Here is an 18776-nt window from a genome sequence, read left to right on the forward strand (position 1 = left end):
GGCAAGGACGTAACAGTAGCAGTTTTGATTTGAAGTGTACCCTCTTTTTATTATTGATATAATTTAGAATTTTCATAAATATCGCTTAAAGTCCATACCAAATTTCTGAAAAAGTTTATGGATTATCAACTGCTTAAAATTTTGCATAACATTTTTCAACAATATAAAGGGATTTTTATTGGTTTGAATGTTGAAATACGTAGTTATATATTTGCAATGGTTTTTCAAAATTTTTATATGCGCCCGTAGCTCAATTGGATAGAGCATCTGACTACGGATCAGAAGGTTGAGGGTTCGAATCCTTCCGGGCGTACTAATATTCTTCCTATTCAATCTAATTTCATATAGCGTCTGACTACGGATCAGAAGGTTGAGGGTTCTTCCATTGGAATCCCTTTGGGAGAATCCTTCCGGGCGTACTTAAACCAGGAAAAATTTTGGAATCAATAAATCAGGTTATTCATTTATTTTGCTTGTAATCCTTTTCTTATATATTTGTATTGGATATTTCTTAAATGATAATATTAATTGTATTAAATAGTGTTTGAAGACAGGAACTATTTTTTTAAATAGTATGTTTTCATGAATAAATTATAAATGAAAAAAATCATTACCCTGAAAGTTTGATTATTGAGTATGAATATTAAGCTTATTTCGATTTTCACACTATTAGTGATTGTATTTGTTTTTCTACACTCAGAAGCTGACTTATTTGCTCCCGAAAATGATAGTCATGACGTACACGATTATTGTGAAATCGTAAAAACTGCTACAACAAAAATTACAAAATACTCATTAAAAGAAATTCTCAATTTAATTACTAATCAACCAATTAGCCCTGATCTCATCGATACAAAAAACGAATTCAATAAATCATTAATAATTTTTTATAAAGAACGGTCATACTCTCACCAAAAGATAACTGAATTATATCTTTTCGATCGAACTTTTCGAATTTGATCTTTCACACTTCCCTACTCTGCAAATCTTTTTAAGTAATATCATTATCAATTTTAAAAATATCTGGAGTTAGTATGTTCAATTTTTCTTTTACAGGTAAGCAATTACTTATCTTTATTATCATATCGACATTTAATATTTATAATGCACAGGAAAATAACAGGGTTATAAAATTATCATTAGAAAAAGGAATTGAGATAGTTCTGCAACATAATCCAGAAATAATTTCTGCATCTAAAGAAATTGATGCTTCGGTGGGAAGAATTCTTCAGGCAGGAAGATTACAAAATTCAGAACTTTCAATTGAAGTGAACGAAATTCCCAATATTTATGAATTTGGAAATGCAGGAGAACTCGATATAAACTTTAATCAACCAATCGAATTCTTTGGAAAAAGAAGTAATAGAATTCAATCTGCAGAAATTCAAAAAAGAATTGCAGAATTAAATTATGAAAGAATTAAAAAACTAATTACTGCTCAATTTAAAAAAGTTTATTATAACGGACTCCTTTCAAATCAGATTGTTGAAAGCATCGAAGCAAATATAAATTTACTTAATGATTTTCTTGCACAGGTTACTGATCGTTATCAAACTGGTACAAGTACCTATCTGGATGTTATTCGTGCAAAGGTTGAAATAGCAAGATTAAAGAATGAACTTTTTGATGCAAGAAAAAATTTTCAACAAGTAATTGCACAATTAAAAATTCTTTTAGGGAATGAAAATGGAACAGAATTTATTTTGACTGATTCACTGAATTATAATTTTTCAGAAATAAACAAAGATAGCATAATTGAATTTTACTCTTCTCAGAGTAACTTTCTGAAAATTGCAGAACTTCAGGTACTTCAGAATAAATCATCGCTGACCATTGCTCAGAAAAATGCTTTACCTGATTTTAATTTTGGTTTGTCTTTTCAAAACAGACAATCCGATTTATACAGAAAATCCAATCAATATTTAGGCTTAAATATTGGTATCTCACTTCCAATGTTTTATTCAAGTGGAGTGCGTGGTGATATTATTGAAGCTGAGGCTAATCTTTCCATTTCTGAGATTCGTTATCAGTATATAAAAACAAGAATTATGCAGAACATAAAAACAGCATTAAATAATTTTTTATTTGCTGAAGAACAACTGAGATTGTTTGATTCTTCTCTTTTAAGAGATATTGAAGATGAACTTCGTGCTGGAATCACAGCGTATCAAAACAATCAGATTGACTTGCTTAATCTTTTTGATATTTACAGAACATATCGTGCAACCAAAGTTGAATATTCACGCACAATTTACAATACACTTGTTGCATTAGTCGAGCTTGAAACTGCAGGAGAAAAATGGAACACAGATTTAAATAATCTGCTTAACGATGCAGATTAAACCAAATTGCTCAGATAAAATTTTTCATCTGAATTTATAAGTTATCTGTTCAATCATAGTTGTATTGATTCTAAAAATTTTTAATGGAGATAATATGAATAAAAAAATAATTCTCATTTACTTAATAACAACAGCTTTATTATTACTTAGTTGTAGCAATCAAACAGATGAACAAAATGAAAATCAGAATTATCCCGAAAGAAATCACACAGATGTAAAAAATGAAATTATTCTCACTTCTCATCAGCTTCAACACATTGATTTAAAAACAGCGATTGTTGAAGTAAAAGAAGTTGATATCCCGCTAATTCTTTCAGGTAGGATTGCTTTGAATGAAGCATTAACAGCTCATATCACTTCTCGTATAAAAGGTAGAATTGAAAAAGTTCACGCTCTGGTTTCAGATCGTGTAAGCAAAGGTGAAGTTTTGCTTGAACTTTACAGTCAGGATTTTCTTGCAATGCAATCAGAATTTATTCAAGCAGAAGAGAGATTAAAGAGGATAAAAGAAAACGATCCTGAATATGCAACAGCAAAATCTATTTATGAATCAGCAAAAAAGAAACTTGAAGTTATTGGACTGAATAAAGAAGAGATTCAGAATCTTGCAGATAACCATACTCCATTGACTTTGCTTCCTGTTCGTGCACCTTTTGCTGGAACTTTAATAAGTGGAGAAGCTCGACTTGGAGAATTTGTTGATGTTGGTAAGGATTTTTTCCTTCTTGCAAATCTTCAGAATCTTTGGGTTCTTGCAGATGTATTTGAGAAAGACCTTCCATTTATCAGTGAAGGAATGATAGGCGAAGTAATTCCTTCTGCATATCCAAATGATTCATTCAAAGCTAAGCTTACAAGAATTTATGATATAGTTGAATCAACTTCCCGAACAATCAAAGCAAGATTTGAAGTATCTAATACTTCTAACAAACTAAAGCCCGAAATGTTTGTCACAGTCAAAGTCTATTCAAAACTTAGTGGATCAAATCCAAAAGTTTCTTCTTCTGCTATTATGAAAGAAAAAAATGGTGCTTATGTTTTTGTTGCATTAAATGATACAACATTTCAGAGAAGAGAAGTCAGTTTAGGCAAAGAGACAAAAGAATATTGTGAAGTTCTTACCGGACTAAAAGCAGGTGAAAAAGTTGTTACGAGAGGAACATTCTATCTTAAATCCGAGCTTGCAAAAGAAACATTTCTAGAGGAGGAAGAATGATCAATAAAATAATTCTCTTCGCTGTACGCCAACGAATGTTTGTATTGCTCGGAGTTATTGCTCTCATAATCGGTGGAATAATCGCTGCCAATCGATTGCCTATTGACGCAGTTCCAGATATTACCACAAATCAGGTTCAGATATTTACTGTTGCGCCTGCATTGGCACCACAGGAAATTGAACGTCTTGTTTCATATCCTATTGAAATTGCTATGCAAAACCTCCCCGACATTGAAGAAGTTCGTTCAGTTTCAAAATTTGGTCTTTCTGTTGTAACAGTAATTTTTAAAGAAAATGTTGATACTTACTTTGGTAGACAATTAGTATTCGAACGGCTTCAGGAAGCAAAAGGAGATTTACCAGAAGGACTTGAACCGGAGCTTGGACCTGTAACAACAGGTCTTGGTGAAATTTATCAGTATCAGGTTGTCGGTGAAGGTTATACTCCAATGGAGCTTCGTTCAATTCAGGATTGGATAATTTCAAAACAACTCGCAGGAATACCGGGATTGGCAGAAGTTAATACTTTTGGCGGAGAGCTTAAACAATATCAGGTTCAAATAGATCCACAAAAACTTTTAAAATATAATCTTTCACTCCGTGATGTGATTGAAGCAGTTGAAAAAAACAATGCAAACGCTCCAGGTGGATACATCGAACATAAACAGGAACAATACATTGTAGTAGGTGAAGGTCTTGCAAAAACAATATCTGATATCGAAAACATTATTGTTAAAGCTAATGATGGAATTCCAATTTTTGTAAGAGATGTTGCTGAAGTAAAAGAAGGCGCAGCTATTCGTCAAGGTGCTGCAACTTTAAACGGTAAAACAGAAATTGTTGCTGGAATGACAATGATGCTTAAAGGCGAAAATGCTAGATTGGTTACAGAAAGAGTTAAAGAGCGTATGAAGGAAATTGAAAAAAATCTTCCACCCGGGGTTCGGATTGTTCCTTTTTATGATAGAACACAGTTAGTCGAAAAAACAATTCATACTGTAATAAGAAATCTTACTGAAGGTGGTTTACTGGTAATTATAATTCTATTCCTTCTACTAATGAATTTACGCGGTGGTTTTATTGTTGCTTCGGTAATTCCTTTATCAATGTTGTTTGCATTAATTATGATGAAACTTAATGGAATATCAGGTAATCTTATGTCACTTGGTGCAATTGATTTTGGAATTATAGTTGACGGTGCAGTTGTGTTGATGGAGAATGCAATTCGTAAACTTCACGAAAGACAACATTCGCCCGGAATTAATGAAGGTGTGCAACAAACTTTAGTTGGTTCATTTCTAGAAGTTGGAAGACCACTTGTATTTGGTGTCTTAATAATAATTATCGTATATCTTCCAATACTTTCTTTACAAGGAACAGAAGGAAAAATGTTCAAACCAATGGCATACACTGTTGTATTTGCACTCATTGGTGCTTTGTTTCTCACATTAACTTATGTCCCGGTTGCAAGTACTTTCTTTTTTAAGAATGGAAGAGTATCTGAGAAAGAAAGTCCAATTATAAAATTTTTGAAACCACGTTATCATAAAACACTTCTCTTTGCATTAAAGCATAAGATAATTGTTGTTGTGAGTGCGGCTTTAATTTTTATTGCATCACTAATTTTGTTTACAAGACTGGGCGGAGAATTTATCCCTACTCTCGATGAAGGTGATATACTTATTGAATTAAGACGGCTTCCAAGTATTTCACTTACTGAATCAATTCATACTGCACAAATGCTTGAAGCTGAATTAAAATCTATCCCAGAAGTAATAAGTGTTGTTACCAAAACTGGCAGACCGGAAATTGCAACCGATCCAATGAGTATTTATCAAAGTGATGTTTATATTAAGATGCTCCCAAGAGAGAAATGGAAAACAGCAAAAACAAAAGACGAAATGATTGCAAAAATGACTGAAGTGATGAATAGAATTCCCGGTATTGGTGGAGGATTTTCACAGCCGATTGAAATGCGCTTCAATGAATTAATTGCCGGTGTTCGTTCAGATGTGGGTGTAAAAATTTTTGGCGAGGATCTCGATACACTTGCACGTATTGCAAATGATGTCGCTGAATTAATGCAGAAAATCAAAGGTTCTGCAGATATTCGTGTTCAGCAGACAGAAGGACTTCCCCAGCTTCGAATAGTAGTTGACAGAAACAAAATTGCACGTTACGGAATCAATATTGCTGATGTAAATATATTGATTGAGACTGCACTTGCAGGCACAAATGTTGGAAAAATCTATGAAGGTGAAAAGCAATTTGACCTTGTTGTAAAATTGAATCAACAATCAAGTAATAATATTGAATCAATTCAAAATTTACTTGTTCCAACAACAAATAATGGTACACTGGTTCGTCTTGGAGATATTGCAGATTTTATGATGATCGAAGGTCCGGCAGAAATTTCTCACTCTGCGGGAAGAAGAATGATAATAACAGAATGCAATGTTCGCGAAAGAGATTTACAGAGTTATGTTAAAGAATTACAATCAAAAATTGATAAACAAATTTATCTTCCTGTTGGCTATCAAATTAAATATGGTGGTGAATTTGAAAATCTTGAAAGAGCTACTGAAAGATTATATATAGTTGTTCCTATAGCATTAGGATTAATATTTATTTTATTATTTGTTTCAGTTAATTCAATTAGACAGGCACTAATAATTTTTACCGGAATACCTTTTGCGATTGTTGGTGGTGTTGTTGCATTGTGGATAAGAGATATTCCTTTTTCAATTTCCGCCGGCGTTGGATTCATAGCGTTATTTGGTGTTGCAGTTCTTAATGGTGTTGTTATGCTAACTTATTATAACACACTGATTAAAGAAGGGATGAATATCAGAGATGCAGTTATTAAAGGTTCTGAAATTCGTTTACGTCCAGTAATAACTACAGCACTGGTTGCTTCTTTAGGATTTATTCCAATGGCTTTATCAACTTCTCCCGGTGCAGAAGTGCAAAGACCACTTGCCACAGTTGTAATCGGTGGTTTAATTACATCAACTTTATTAACTCTGGTTGTTTTACCAACAATATTTGATTGGATAGAAAAAAGAAAAGAAGAAAGGGATTTATGACTGGTTTATCACAAATAATATTAGGAGCTTTTTTATTGAGCATTGTCCACGCATCAATACCAAATCACTGGATTCCGTTGGTGGCTCTTTCAAAAGCAGAAAAGTGGAATGAAAAATTAACAATGGGTATTACAGCTATTGCAGGATTCTCACACACATTAAGCACAATAATTATCGGAATAATAGTTGGATTTTTAGGTTACAAGTTGTCTGGTTCTTATTCTTTCATTGTTTCTGTAATTGCCCCGAGCTTATTGATACTTCTTGGAATTATTTACCTTATTCTAAGTTTCAGAACAAATAAATATCATAATCATCATTCTCACGAATTTCTTATTGATAATGTCAAAAAGAAAACTACTGCCGCAATAGTTCTTACATTGGTTATATCAATGTTCTTTTCACCCTGTCTTGAGATCGAAGCATACTTTTTTGTTGCTAGCAGATTTGGCTGGCAAGGAATTATAGCAGTTTCAGTCATTTACACTTTTATTACTATTGCAGGAATGCTTTTGCTTGTCTGGCTTGGAATGAAAGGTGTAAGAAAAATTAAATCACATTTTCTAGAACACCACGAAAAAACAATTACAGGAGTTTTATTAACTATTTTGGGAATTGCCGGATATTTTTTATCATAGTGATTGTTAAGTCATAAAAGGAAGAATAAAGAGATTTTCCATTATGAAAAAATATCAATTAAAAAATATAGACTGCGCTTCCTGTGCTGCGAAGATTGAAGAAGGAGTTGCAAAACTTGAACAAGTTAAGTTCGTTTCTGTAAATTTTGCAAACTCAACTATGGTAATAGATACTCCAGACATTGAAACAGTAAAACAAAAAATAAAAGAAATTGAGCCAGAAGTTGAAGTTGTTGAAACTACAGAAATCTCTGACACTATTAAAAAGTCATCAATAAAAGATGAATTAATTGAAAAAAGAAATGAGTTAATAAAAATCTTTGTTACACTTCTACTTCTCGTTGCTGGACTTCTCTTTGAAAGTAATATTCATAATACTCCTTATCAATTTGTTGAATATTTAATTTTCATCTCTGCTTATTTAATTAGTGGATGGGGTGTATTGAATGGAGCTTTCAGAAGTATTACTAAAGGAAAAGTTTTTAATGAACATTTTCTAATGACAATTGCAACTCTTGGAGCACTGGCAATTGATGAAATGCCCGAAGCTGTAGCAGTTATGTTATTTTATGTCATTGGAGAATTATTTCAGGATATTGCTGTTAATCGTTCACGTAAATCGATTAAAGCATTATTAGAAATAAAACCAGACTATGCAAACATTAAAATTGATGGCAATATACAGAGGGTTTCACCAACAGAAGTTCATCCGGGACAAATAATTGTAGTGAAACCTGGAGAGAAAATACCACTCGATGGAGTTATTATTGAAGGAAGTTCTTTTGTTGATACTTCTGCATTAACTGGTGAATCTGTCCCCCGTTCAGTTAAAGAAAATGAAACGGTTCTGGCTGGAATGATAAACAAAAGTGGTCTACTTACAATTAAGGTAACAAAAGAATTTGGTGAATCTTCAATCTCAAAAATTCTTGAACTTGTAGAAAATGCAAGTAGCAAAAAAGCTGAAACAGAAAAATTCATAACAACATTTGCACGATACTACACACCTTTTGTAGTGTTTGGTGCTTTACTTCTTGCTGTAATTCCACCTTTGTTTTTTGCTGGACAAACTTTCACAGAGTGGATTTACAGAGCACTGGTAGTACTTGTAATTTCTTGTCCCTGTGCTTTAGTGATAAGCATTCCGCTCGGATATTTCGGCGGTATTGGTGGTGCTTCACGAAAAGGAATTCTTGTTAAAGGTTCTAATTATCTCGATGCTCTTACAAAAATTAAAACGGTTGTATTCGATAAAACCGGAACTTTAACGAAAGGTGAATTTAAAGTTAACCAGATCATTACTGCTAATGATTTCAAAAAAGAAGACATCTTAAAATATGCTGCTTATGCAGAAGCAAACTCAAATCATCCAATTGCAAAATCAATATTGGAGGCTTATAACAACAAAATTCAACTAAGCGAAATTTCTGAAGTAAAAGAAATTTCTGGTCACGGAATAGAAGCAAAAATAAATGGCAATGAAGTTTTAATTGGAAACGATAAACTTCTTCATAAAGAAAATATTGAGCATAATAAATGTGAAGTAGAAGGAACTGTTGTTCACATTGCGATAAATAAAAAATATGCGGGATATATTGTAATATCCGATTCAATAAAAGATGAAGCAGTTGAAGCAATCAATGAACTGAACAATTTAAAAATAAAAACAATCATGCTTACAGGCGATAACAAAAGTGCTGCTGAATCATATGCAAAAAAACTTGGAATAGAAGAATATTATGCTGAACTTCTGCCAGAAAATAAAGTTGAGCATATCGAAAAACTACTAAGCACTTCTCACGATGGAAAAGTTGCCTTTGTTGGCGACGGAATAAATGATGCACCAGTTATTGCCCGTGCTGATGTTGGCATTGCTATGGGTGCTCTTGGTTCTGATGCTGCCATTGAAACTGCAGACATTGTTCTTATGACCGATTCTCCTATGCAAGTTGTTCATTCAATAGAAGTTGCAAAAAGAACAAGAAAAATTGTTTGGCAAAATATTACATTTGCAATGGGAGTAAAATTATTCTTTATTCTTCTCGGTACTTTTGGAATTGCTACAATGTGGGAAGCAGTTTTTGGAGATATGGGTGTGGCAATAATTGCAATATTAAATTCAATGAGAATAATTAAACTCCCTAAATAAATTAGCATTTTGTAAATCAATATCATTCCCTAACTCAAAACACATTCATTACTTAAAGAAACAAATTTATAAATGTTTTCATAAGTATTTCTTAAATTTTACAAATGATCACTTCTTTAATTGCAATCAATTAAAAAAATAATTATTGACTATAAGCAATAGATCAAAAATTTTACACTGACTAGATGTTTCTAAATTAAATTCTAAATTCTCTGGCAAACAACAATAGTCCCTTTTTCTAAAGTAATTGTAAGCTTATTACCTGTGACTACAAAAGTACCGGTTGCTTTATATCCAGGTACATTTGATGGATCATTTCCCTGAAAAGAACAAGTTGTGCTTTGAAGTATAGTTGTATATTGATTAACATTCTTTGTATATGAATATATTTTAGTGCAAGAATATAACTGCCAGCTTTCTGTAATTTGAGTTTCAGTAATATCATAAATACCACCTGCACTAGATATATCGATTCCATTTGTAGTAAGTATTCTCCATTTACCAATTATATTTTGAGAATCTGAATTAGCTGGATTATCATCCTTACTACATCTGAAAATAATTAGTAAAGAACATAAAAGAAAAAAATAAATTAATAAGTTTTTCATATAGACTCCTATAAATACTTTTATCACTGTCTGTTTATTGAGTTACAGAAATTTTTGCAATTGGTATTTGAGTCGATTTTGGATTTGTACCTTGCGGTCCCTCATTAAGTGTATAATTTGTTTTATCTCTAAAAGGATTCAAGATATAGGTAGATAAGTAATTATTGTTTGATGCATCAGTTGTTACATTTAGTTGAACACCAATATAATATTGACCTGGGGTTACATTAGAAGGAATTGAAACTGGAATTGTTACAGTTGTGTTGGAACCATTTTCTATACTACCAGATCCGTATAAAGGACTCATAGCCCCATTAGATACATCACCCAGCATTAGATATATTTTGCGAGTATTAGATGTTACTGATACACTAACATTTACGCTACTACCAATTTTAACAGAAGCATTGGCGGGTTGGGGTGAATTATTTAAATGAGGAAAATTTGAATCATTATTTGCAGTGTCGTTATTGCTAGTTGGATTATTCTTATCAGAATTGCAGCTGCTAAGAATAAAAAAAGCAATAAAGAGAATTACAGAGTTCTTAATATTTCGTTTCATTGTTAGCTCCTTTTATTATTTTATTTACTTGTATAATCTTACTTTAAGTAAACCATCTTCTTAGTTGAAATAAAATTTTCATTAGTACCTTTAAAAGTTAGAGTGTAAAAGTAAACACCACTGGAAAAACCGCTTGCATTCCAGTTTATTGTATATTCTCCTAGTTTTAATTCTTCATTTACAAGTGTCGCCACCTCCTGACCAAGTATATTATAAATTCTTAAAGTTACTATTCCTGACTCAGAAATCTTAAAATCGATATTTGTTTTGGGATTAAATGGATTAGGATAATTCTGTTGGAGTGAAAAAGATTGAGTAGAAATATTTTTAGAAACGCCAACTATACTTTTTACTGCCCATAGTTCATAACCCGTTATGCCATCATTTGCTCTGAAAAATAAAGTTCCATTAGCATTCGTTAATGATGAAATTTCTGACCCAAAATTCCCAGGTCTTATATCACCAACTAAAATTGTACCTGATTCTGTTCCATCACTCTTCCATAATTCCATACCATGAACACCATCATCAGCAGTAAAAAATAGAGTTCCATTTACATTAATTAACTCATTATCCTGCGGTCTTGATCCTAAGAAGCCAGAATAAATATCTTTCACCATTATAGTTCCCGCTTCAGTTCCATCACTTTTCCACAATTCCTCACCAAAAGCTCCGCTTCCACCATCTGATGCATAGAAAAATAAAGTACCATTAACATTGGTTAAATTCATAAATCTGGGAGACCATCCAGGTGCAACATCCTTAACTAAAACAGTTCCGCTATCTGTACCATCGCTCTTCCATAATCCACCATCAGTGACGAAAAATAAAGTACCATTTACATTAGTTAACAAGCCAGGACCAGAACCTTGCCCACCAGGACTAATATCTTTAACTATTGTTGTTCCAGCTTCTGTTCCATCACTCTTCCATAATTCAGAACCATAAACAGTTACATCATTTGCATTAAAAAAAAGAGTTCCATTTACATCAGTTAGTTCATACATCTCTGTTCCATTGTTTCCCGGTCTGATATCTTTAACCATAAATGTTCCAGTTTCAGTACCATCGCTTTTCCAGAGTTCCCTTCCATGAGAAGCATCAGGTGCAGTAAAAAATAATGTGTTGCCAACAGAAGTTAAATTTAATGGATCTCCTCTTAAATTATCGATATCTTTTACTTTAAATGTTCCGGATTCAGTACCATCACTTTTCCATAAATCTCTTCCATAAGAATCACCAGCAGTAAAAAATAAGATACCATTAACATTTGTTAGCCACATTGGGTTAGAACTCTGATTTGATCGAGGATCAATATCTTTTACCAGAATAGTTCCCGTTTCAGTACCATCGCTTTTCCAAAGTTCCACTCCATAAATGGGATGTGGTGCAGAAAAAAATAAAGTATTATTAACATTTGTTAACCACATTGGTCCAGGAAAATTAAATTCTTTTATCATTACAGTTCCAGCTTCTGTCCCATCACTTTTCCATAAACTATTTGTTGCCCCATCAAGGCTTGTTACTGTAAAAAAAATATTATTATTTATACTTATAATATTCCCCACAGAAACAGAATTAGTGTTACCTGGATTAATATCTTTAACCATATAAGGTGTTTGTGCATGTGCTATCGAAATAAATAATAAAAAGAGAAAATATTTTTTAGTTATTCTCTTCATAACTTCTCCTTAAAATGATTAATAGCTACTAATATTTATTCTTCTATGAATCAAATAGAATTAATATTAATGATTTAATTCGATCGAAAATTAAATTTGGAGTACTACCTGTTCAATCGCATAATAGTAGTAATTTTTTATCGGGGGTAAGCTTTAAGAATTGCTTCGGTGCGGGAATTTACATGCAACTTTTCGTAGATATTTCTTATATGAGTACGAACAGTTTCAACACTAATAAAAAGTAAAGCTGCTATTTCTTTATAACGATAACCCATAGCAAGATAATTTAAAATTTCCTGTTCTCTTGGAGTAAGATTCTGAGTTTCTTTAGAGGTTTTTTGTTCTTGAAATGAAAGGACTACTTTTCTTGCAATCTGGCTGCTCATTGGAGAGCCACCATTATAAATATCTTTTATTGCATTTAGCAATTCTGTTGTAGCAGTTTTTTTTAGAATATAACCAGTAGCTCCAGCTTTTAATGATTTATATATTGTATCATAATCTTCATAAATCGTTAACATCATTATTTGTATTGAGTTTTTCGTTTCCTTTATTTTTCTTATGCAATCAATTCCAGATATACCAGGAAGATTTATATCCATTAAAATTACATCCGGTAATACATAATTTTTATTATTCTTTTCTTGTAAAAAATCTTTTAAAAAATCTTCACCATTCGAATATTTGGCCAGACATACAAAGCCTTGTGAAGAATTTATTAAATATGCTAACCCATCACGGATTTCATCATTATCTTCTACAATAACTACTTTAATTTCTTCCATTAAAAACCATTATTATTTTAAAATACATCTTGTTCTAGTTCTAGATTTATTTAATAATAACAAGCGTAACATTATAACAAATACAAAATAAAGAGATAACATAAAATCAAAAATACTACTTTAGTAGTAATTCAAATTTGAGTTCTGTACCTACGCTAATTTCAGAATTAATAATTACAATGCCTCCACATTCTTTAATTCTCTTTTCAATATTAATTAGTCCGTTCCCTTTCTGTTTCAGGTTATTAATATCAAAACCTTTCCCGTCATCTTTAATCAAAATATTAATTTTATTTTTATCGTATGAAAAATTGAAATAGACATTTTCTGCATTGGAGTGTTTAATGATATTATTAAACGATTCTTTAACTGCAAGGAAAATATTTCTTTTAAGCTCAGATGATAAAGGAATATCAGCATTAAAGTCACTAAAATTTATGATACAATGTATTCCTTTCGATTCAAAAAGATCACTGGCATATTCACGTAAATATGCAGCAAGATTATCAAGTGAATCATTTTTAGGATTTATTGCCCATACAATTTCGCTGATATTATCTACAACTTGTCTCGAAACTCTTGAGATTTTTTTTATTATTTCTTCTGTGCTTGATTTATGATCTATATTTCTAATTGCAAGTTCACTTAATACTGCAATTTGTGTAAGACTTGAACCTATTTCATCGTGCATATCTTTTGATATTCTTTCTCGTTCCTTCTGAATTGCTTCCCGCCGCTCAATTTCAGCTTTATAAAGTTCAGACATCTGTATGATTGTAGATGAACGATTCGCAAGTAGTTTCAATAATTCAATGTCCTGTCGCGAGAATGGTCGCTGTGATTTTTTTTCTCCACATGCAAAAAATCCGAAAATCTCATTCCTTCGTTTCTCAGACATTTCAACTTTTCTTATAAGAAATAGCAATTCAATATTTTTTAGTTCTTCTGGAAATTGCTCGATTTTTGATGAAATTATGAAAGTATCTTTTGATGAAATATCCTGAATGAATGGATTCTTTATTATTTCTGTTTTCATCTCAGAATTTTTTTCATGAAGATTTGTTTTTTCTAAATTGCCAGTATCTGGTGAGATTTTAAAAACTGTTTTATAGTTATCATCATTATCTCTTATAAAAAATTTAAAATTGGTGAAATGAAAAATATTATCAATCTGCTGTCCAATTATTCCATAAAGATTAGGACTATTATAATTGTTTATCAAATTGCTTTCAAAATTTAATGCAGCTTCTGTAGGATCATAAGGTTCTCTATGAAATATTATATCAATTTTTTTTTGAACAACTTCGCGAACTGGTATAAATAGAATCGCTGAAAAAATAATACTTAATATTTTTGCAGTGTTTGATTGAGCTTCAAAAAGTAATTCACCTAATGAAAAGAAAATGAAATAACTACCAACTACCAGTATAGTGAGAACTGTATATTGCAAAGTTCTCTTAATTATTATTTCAATATCCCATAATTTGTATTTCAGTATGGCAATGGAAAATGAAGTTAGAAAAATGGTAGTGCCCAATCCCCATACTGTTTGTCTTAAATAAGGAGTTTCATTATTGAGAGATTGAAAAAAGTCCTGAACAAAACCAAAAGCAGTTTCAGGTAATAAACCAAGTATAATTCCGACCATTATCCATCTATATTGGTTATGTTCTACTGTTCCTTTAATTGTAAAGAAGTTATAAATTGCTATAAAAAGAGCAAACAAAAGACAGATACTCATCCACAAAATATCTAATGAAAGAATTCTGAGAACAAATTGAGTATTAGTTGAATTAATTTGTTCTAAAAACAATGAATGAGAAAAGAAACCAACAAGTGATAGTAAAATTGTTGCTAAGTAAATAATTTTTATTAAATAGGGAAACTTTTTAGCTATTTTATTTGGTGAAGGAAACATAAGTAAAAAATGAATAACCACTACACCTGAAAAAGGAAATATTAAAAAGAAAATTGCATCACGTATAATTCCATAAAGTGAGTTATTTAAAAAAACAGTTTCGTTTAGGCAAAAAGCAAATACATGTGTGAATATGAAAAATCTTTTTGCAGAGTTATCAGTAGGTTTTTTATAAAGAACAAATATCCCGATAAAAGTTACAAATGCAATAAGCATATAATATGGTATAAAAAAGAAGGCAAACTTATTTAAAACTGACTTAAGTATAACTGGCATAACTAAAATTTTATCACCTCTTAAAACTTCTACATTAATAGTTTCTCCCGGAGAAAAATTGTCTAATGTAGTCCATATAAGTAGATCTTGATATGTATATTTATTAAGACTAATAATTTTATCGCCTTGTCTAAATCCTAATTGATAAGATTCTGAATCCTTATTGGCATTATAGACTATTCCATTTGCTCCATATTCCCATAAAACTGGAAAATATACACTATCATATCTACCTTTTAAGTAGAGAAGACTTTCAATAATTACTAACAGAGTAAACAAGAAATAGTGGAAATGGAATTTCTCAGGAAAAGCAGGAAACAACTTCCGAAAACTCTGCGGAAAATGTAATTTAAATTTACTTTGCATTTCAAATTCTTTAAAGAGGTTGGACTACTGAATAATAGGCTAATGTAATTTCCCTCTTAAATTCATTTGTTTTTAATGCTATTAGAGAACTTTTGACCCTTCTTGGATTTAAATTCTGAAATAATATAGTATATTTTTTTATGAATTTCACTTAGGGAAGATAGAATTTATATTAAAAAAAGTTATCAAATATGAAATTATCAGCTAAGATATTTTATTTGTAAATTAAGTTAGAACAAATTACTCTAAAAAGATTTTGAATAAAATTAATTAGAGAGCAATATAATTTTATTTATTTCCAATTTTGAATTGAAGTATTAACTCAAAATGTATAAATAATCTTCTACAAAAATTACTTAATTGCTCTACTATCAACAATTCTAATTAAATTATATACTTTTGTGTAAATTATGAAAGAATTGGATTATCATCTAAATTATGATGCTTTTACAGATGAAATTATTCTGAATTCATTAATAGCATTTGAGTAAACTATAAAAAAGTGATATTCGACATATTCATTTATAAATTAAATCTATATTACTAAAAATACTCTGTACTGAAACTCAGTATAATGAACTTATAAAAATTTTCTATAAATCCATTACAAATACAATTTTATTTAGCTGCTGTAAAATTACCGCTTTTATAGAATTCAAACTCTCTGGCATCTTTGAAATCTATATTAAGAGTTTTGTCAGCTCTTCTTTTATTATTCTTCTTTTCTTACTATCAATTATTAAAAATAGACCCTTGTCAATATGCTAATTATGGCATATATTTGTATGCAATTATTAGCATATATTTTGTTCTACATAATTTTATAGGTTTTTTAAATATGATAAATATAATTAATGTTCTAAAAGCTCTAACAGATGAGACAAGGCTAAGAATCATCAATCTTTTCATTAAAAGTGGGAAAAATCTTTGTGTATGTGAATTAATGGATGCATTAAAACTACCACAATATTCTATATCAAAAGCATTGAGCATATTAAGAAATGTAAATTTACTAACTGCAGAAAAAGAAGGTACCTGGGTATATTACAATTTAAATAAGAGTACTCCTGAAAATAGAAACTTGTTTTCTTTCTTAAAGAATTATCTTAATAATGATATATTCTTAGAAGACGAAAAAAGATTGAATGAGAGATTATTATTAAGAAAAAATAACAAATGTGTTATTGGTATTTTACCTGAAAAAGAATTATTAAAGTTAATAAAAGAAAAAGTGAAGGTTTAATTTCTTTGATTTAGAAAAATCATTAGAAAATGAAATACTCAAACCTACTAATTGAAAAATTTTTATAAACTGTTTTAAATAATCTTAATTAATAAGAAAGAATAATCATGAATAAAAAAATATTAATTCTTTGTACAGGCAATAGCTGCCGAAGTCAAATGGCAGAAGGATTTCTAAAATCATTTGATAAAAACCTTGAAGTTTATTCTGCTGGTACAAATCCATCAAACCAGGTTCATCCAAAAGCAGTACAGGTGATGAAAGAAGCTGGCATTGACATATCAAAAAACTATCCTAAATCTGTAAACCAATTCTTAAATGAATCTTTTGATTATGTAATTACTGTTTGCGATAATGCAAAGGAAACCTGCCCTGTTTTTATCGGAAAAGTTGGTAAACAATTACACATCGGATTTGAAGACCCAGCCGAAGCAACAGGTACTGAAGAAGAAATTCTTGCTGTATTTAGAAAAGTGAGAGATGAAATCAAAGGAGATTTTTATGAGTTTTATATTCAGGAGATAAAAAACAGAATTCAGATTTAGCAGATCAAAATGATTCCAGTAAATTAAATCATTTTAAATCCGCTCAATCAATTGAACTATCGTTCCATTTTTTTCTAATAAATGAGGAAATAATATGAATCCTATTTCAAGAAAACTTTCATTCTTCGACAGATACTTAACTCTATGGATTTTTATTGTAATGTTTATTGGTGTTGCTGTAGGTTCTCTTTTCCCTGACATTGCTGATTTCTGGGATTCTTTAAGTATTGGTACAACAAACATTCCCATTGCAATAGGATTAATTTTAATGATGTATCCCCCGCTTGCAAAAGTTAAATATGAAGAACTACCCATTGTTTTCAAAAATATAAAACTATTAACTATATCACTTATTCAGAACTGGATTGTTGGTCCACTCGTAATGTTTATTCTTGCACTTATTCTTTTACCTGATAAACCTGAAATGGCAATGGGAGTTATATTAGTTGGTCTGGCAAGATGTATTGCTATGGTTTTAGTATGGAACGATCTGGCTAAAGGTGATTCAGAATTAGCTGCAGGACTTGTAGCTTTTAATGCAATATTTCAGGTGTTGCTATATTCAGTTTATGCATACATTTTTATTACTATACTTCCTCCTATATTTGGTAGGAATGGTGCATTAATTGAAGTTTCGATCTGGCATATTGCTGTTACTGTTTTAATTTATCTTGGAATTCCTTTTGCAGGTGGAGTTTTATCACGCTTAATTTTAGTTAAGATAAACAACAAAGAATGGTACAATACTAAATTCATTCCCAGAATTTCAATTCTAACTCCAGTTGCTTTACTGTTCACAATCTTTGTTATGTTTTCACTAAAAGGTGAAAAGATAATTGAACTTCCACTTGATGTTATTCGTGTTGCTATTCCCTATACTTTTTATTTTGCTATCATGTTTTTTATTACTTTCTTTTTTGTTAAACGACAGGGTATTTCTTACGAAAAAACTACAACTGTTGCTTTAACAGCGGGTAGTAACGATTTTGAATTAGCAATAGCAGTTGCTGTGGCAGTGTTTGGTATTAACTCCCCTGCTGCTTTTGCTACGGTAATTGGTCCTCTGGTTGAAGTACCCGTATTAATTATGCTTGTGAATGTAGCTTTGATACTTAAGAAAAAGTATTTTGATACACAAACCAAAGTAACAGAGTTTGTTGACGTTTTAATACACGAAAAAGATATTTGACAACAAAGAAAATATTTATATCTAAGAGATATTTTATAAAAGTATAAAAATCAATTTTAATTTTTATTCTTGCTTGATTCTGTGAAATTTGAAGCAGGTATTTAGCATGTTTAATTTATGGTAAACCAATTTGCGGTAGTATCTTGGAAAAATTATACTTGCTAAATATGG

Annotated in this window: 14 protein-coding genes and 1 tRNA gene; 10 read left to right on the forward strand and 5 right to left on the reverse strand. The window is 30.8% G+C overall.

Going from position 1 to position 18776, the window contains the following annotated elements; all coding sequences use genetic code 11:
* Window positions 1-239 precede the first annotated feature (239 nt).
* From VJY38_RS01215 to VJY38_RS01245, 7 genes are all read left to right on the forward strand, one after another.
* Window positions 240-313: transfer RNA gene (locus VJY38_RS01215), tRNA-Arg, on the forward strand.
* A 323-nt stretch (window positions 314-636) separates the two neighbouring features.
* Entirely contained in the window at window positions 637-960 is a 324-nt protein-coding gene (locus tag VJY38_RS01220; protein ID WP_353678847.1) for a hypothetical protein, read from the forward strand.
* 74 nt (window positions 961-1034) lie between these two features.
* Entirely contained in the window at window positions 1035-2342 is a 1308-nt protein-coding gene (locus VJY38_RS01225) for a TolC family protein (protein ID WP_353678848.1), read from the forward strand.
* A gap of 94 nt (window positions 2343-2436) precedes the next feature.
* Window positions 2437-3558, forward strand: coding sequence for an efflux RND transporter periplasmic adaptor subunit (locus tag VJY38_RS01230; RefSeq protein ID WP_353678849.1), 1122 nt, complete (start codon window positions 2437-2439; stop codon window positions 3556-3558).
* Complete coding sequence (locus VJY38_RS01235; protein ID WP_353678850.1) at window positions 3555-6644, forward strand: efflux RND transporter permease subunit; 3090 nt, start codon at window positions 3555-3557, stop codon at window positions 6642-6644. The genes VJY38_RS01230 and VJY38_RS01235 overlap by 4 nt, the downstream gene beginning before the upstream one ends.
* Window positions 6641-7282 (forward strand): hypothetical protein, encoded by a 642-nt coding sequence (locus tag VJY38_RS01240; RefSeq protein WP_353678851.1) that lies wholly within the window; start codon window positions 6641-6643, stop codon window positions 7280-7282. The genes VJY38_RS01235 and VJY38_RS01240 overlap by 4 nt, the downstream gene beginning before the upstream one ends.
* Before the next feature lie 43 nt (window positions 7283-7325).
* Window positions 7326-9431 (forward strand): heavy metal translocating P-type ATPase, encoded by a 2106-nt coding sequence (locus VJY38_RS01245; RefSeq protein ID WP_353678852.1) that lies wholly within the window; start codon window positions 7326-7328, stop codon window positions 9429-9431.
* Window positions 9432-9634: 203 nt separating this feature from the next.
* On the opposite strand, the gene VJY38_RS01250 is transcribed toward VJY38_RS01245, so the two are convergent.
* The 5 genes from VJY38_RS01250 to VJY38_RS01270 form a co-directional block, all read right to left on the reverse strand.
* The gene (locus VJY38_RS01250) at window positions 9635-10039 is read right to left on the reverse strand and encodes a hypothetical protein (RefSeq protein ID WP_353678853.1); all 405 of its coding nucleotides are present in this window, start codon (window positions 10037-10039) and stop codon (window positions 9635-9637) included.
* Between the two features lie 34 nt (window positions 10040-10073).
* Window positions 10074-10601: a hypothetical protein gene (locus VJY38_RS01255; RefSeq protein WP_353678854.1), complete on the reverse strand. Its 528-nt coding sequence runs from the start codon at window positions 10599-10601 to the stop codon at window positions 10074-10076.
* A 38-nt stretch (window positions 10602-10639) separates the two neighbouring features.
* Window positions 10640-12283, reverse strand: a complete 1644-nt coding sequence (locus tag VJY38_RS01260) for an ELWxxDGT repeat protein (RefSeq protein ID WP_353678855.1) — start codon at window positions 12281-12283, stop codon at window positions 10640-10642.
* 137 nt (window positions 12284-12420) lie between these two features.
* Window positions 12421-13068: a response regulator gene (locus tag VJY38_RS01265; protein ID WP_353678856.1), complete on the reverse strand. Its 648-nt coding sequence runs from the start codon at window positions 13066-13068 to the stop codon at window positions 12421-12423.
* A gap of 115 nt (window positions 13069-13183) precedes the next feature.
* Entirely contained in the window at window positions 13184-15628 is a 2445-nt protein-coding gene (locus VJY38_RS01270) for a histidine kinase (protein WP_353678857.1), read from the reverse strand.
* Between the two features lie 838 nt (window positions 15629-16466).
* On the opposite strand from VJY38_RS01270, the gene VJY38_RS01275 reads away from it, so the two are divergent.
* From VJY38_RS01275 to arsB, 3 genes are all read left to right on the forward strand, one after another.
* Window positions 16467-16871: an ArsR/SmtB family transcription factor gene (locus tag VJY38_RS01275; RefSeq protein WP_353678858.1), complete on the forward strand. Its 405-nt coding sequence runs from the start codon at window positions 16467-16469 to the stop codon at window positions 16869-16871.
* 107 nt (window positions 16872-16978) lie between these two features.
* Window positions 16979-17416 carry an arsenate reductase ArsC gene (locus VJY38_RS01280; protein WP_353678859.1) on the forward strand — a complete coding sequence of 146 codons (438 nt, stop codon included), beginning with the start codon at window positions 16979-16981 and terminating at the stop codon, window positions 17414-17416.
* A gap of 94 nt (window positions 17417-17510) precedes the next feature.
* Complete coding sequence (arsB, locus tag VJY38_RS01285) at window positions 17511-18605, forward strand: ACR3 family arsenite efflux transporter (protein WP_353678860.1); 1095 nt, start codon at window positions 17511-17513, stop codon at window positions 18603-18605.
* The last annotated feature ends 171 nt before the right edge of the window (window positions 18606-18776 follow it).

It is taken from the genome of Rosettibacter firmus (genome assembly GCF_036860695.1).
Taxonomy (GTDB): domain Bacteria; phylum Bacteroidota; class Ignavibacteria; order Ignavibacteriales; family Melioribacteraceae; genus Rosettibacter; species Rosettibacter firmus.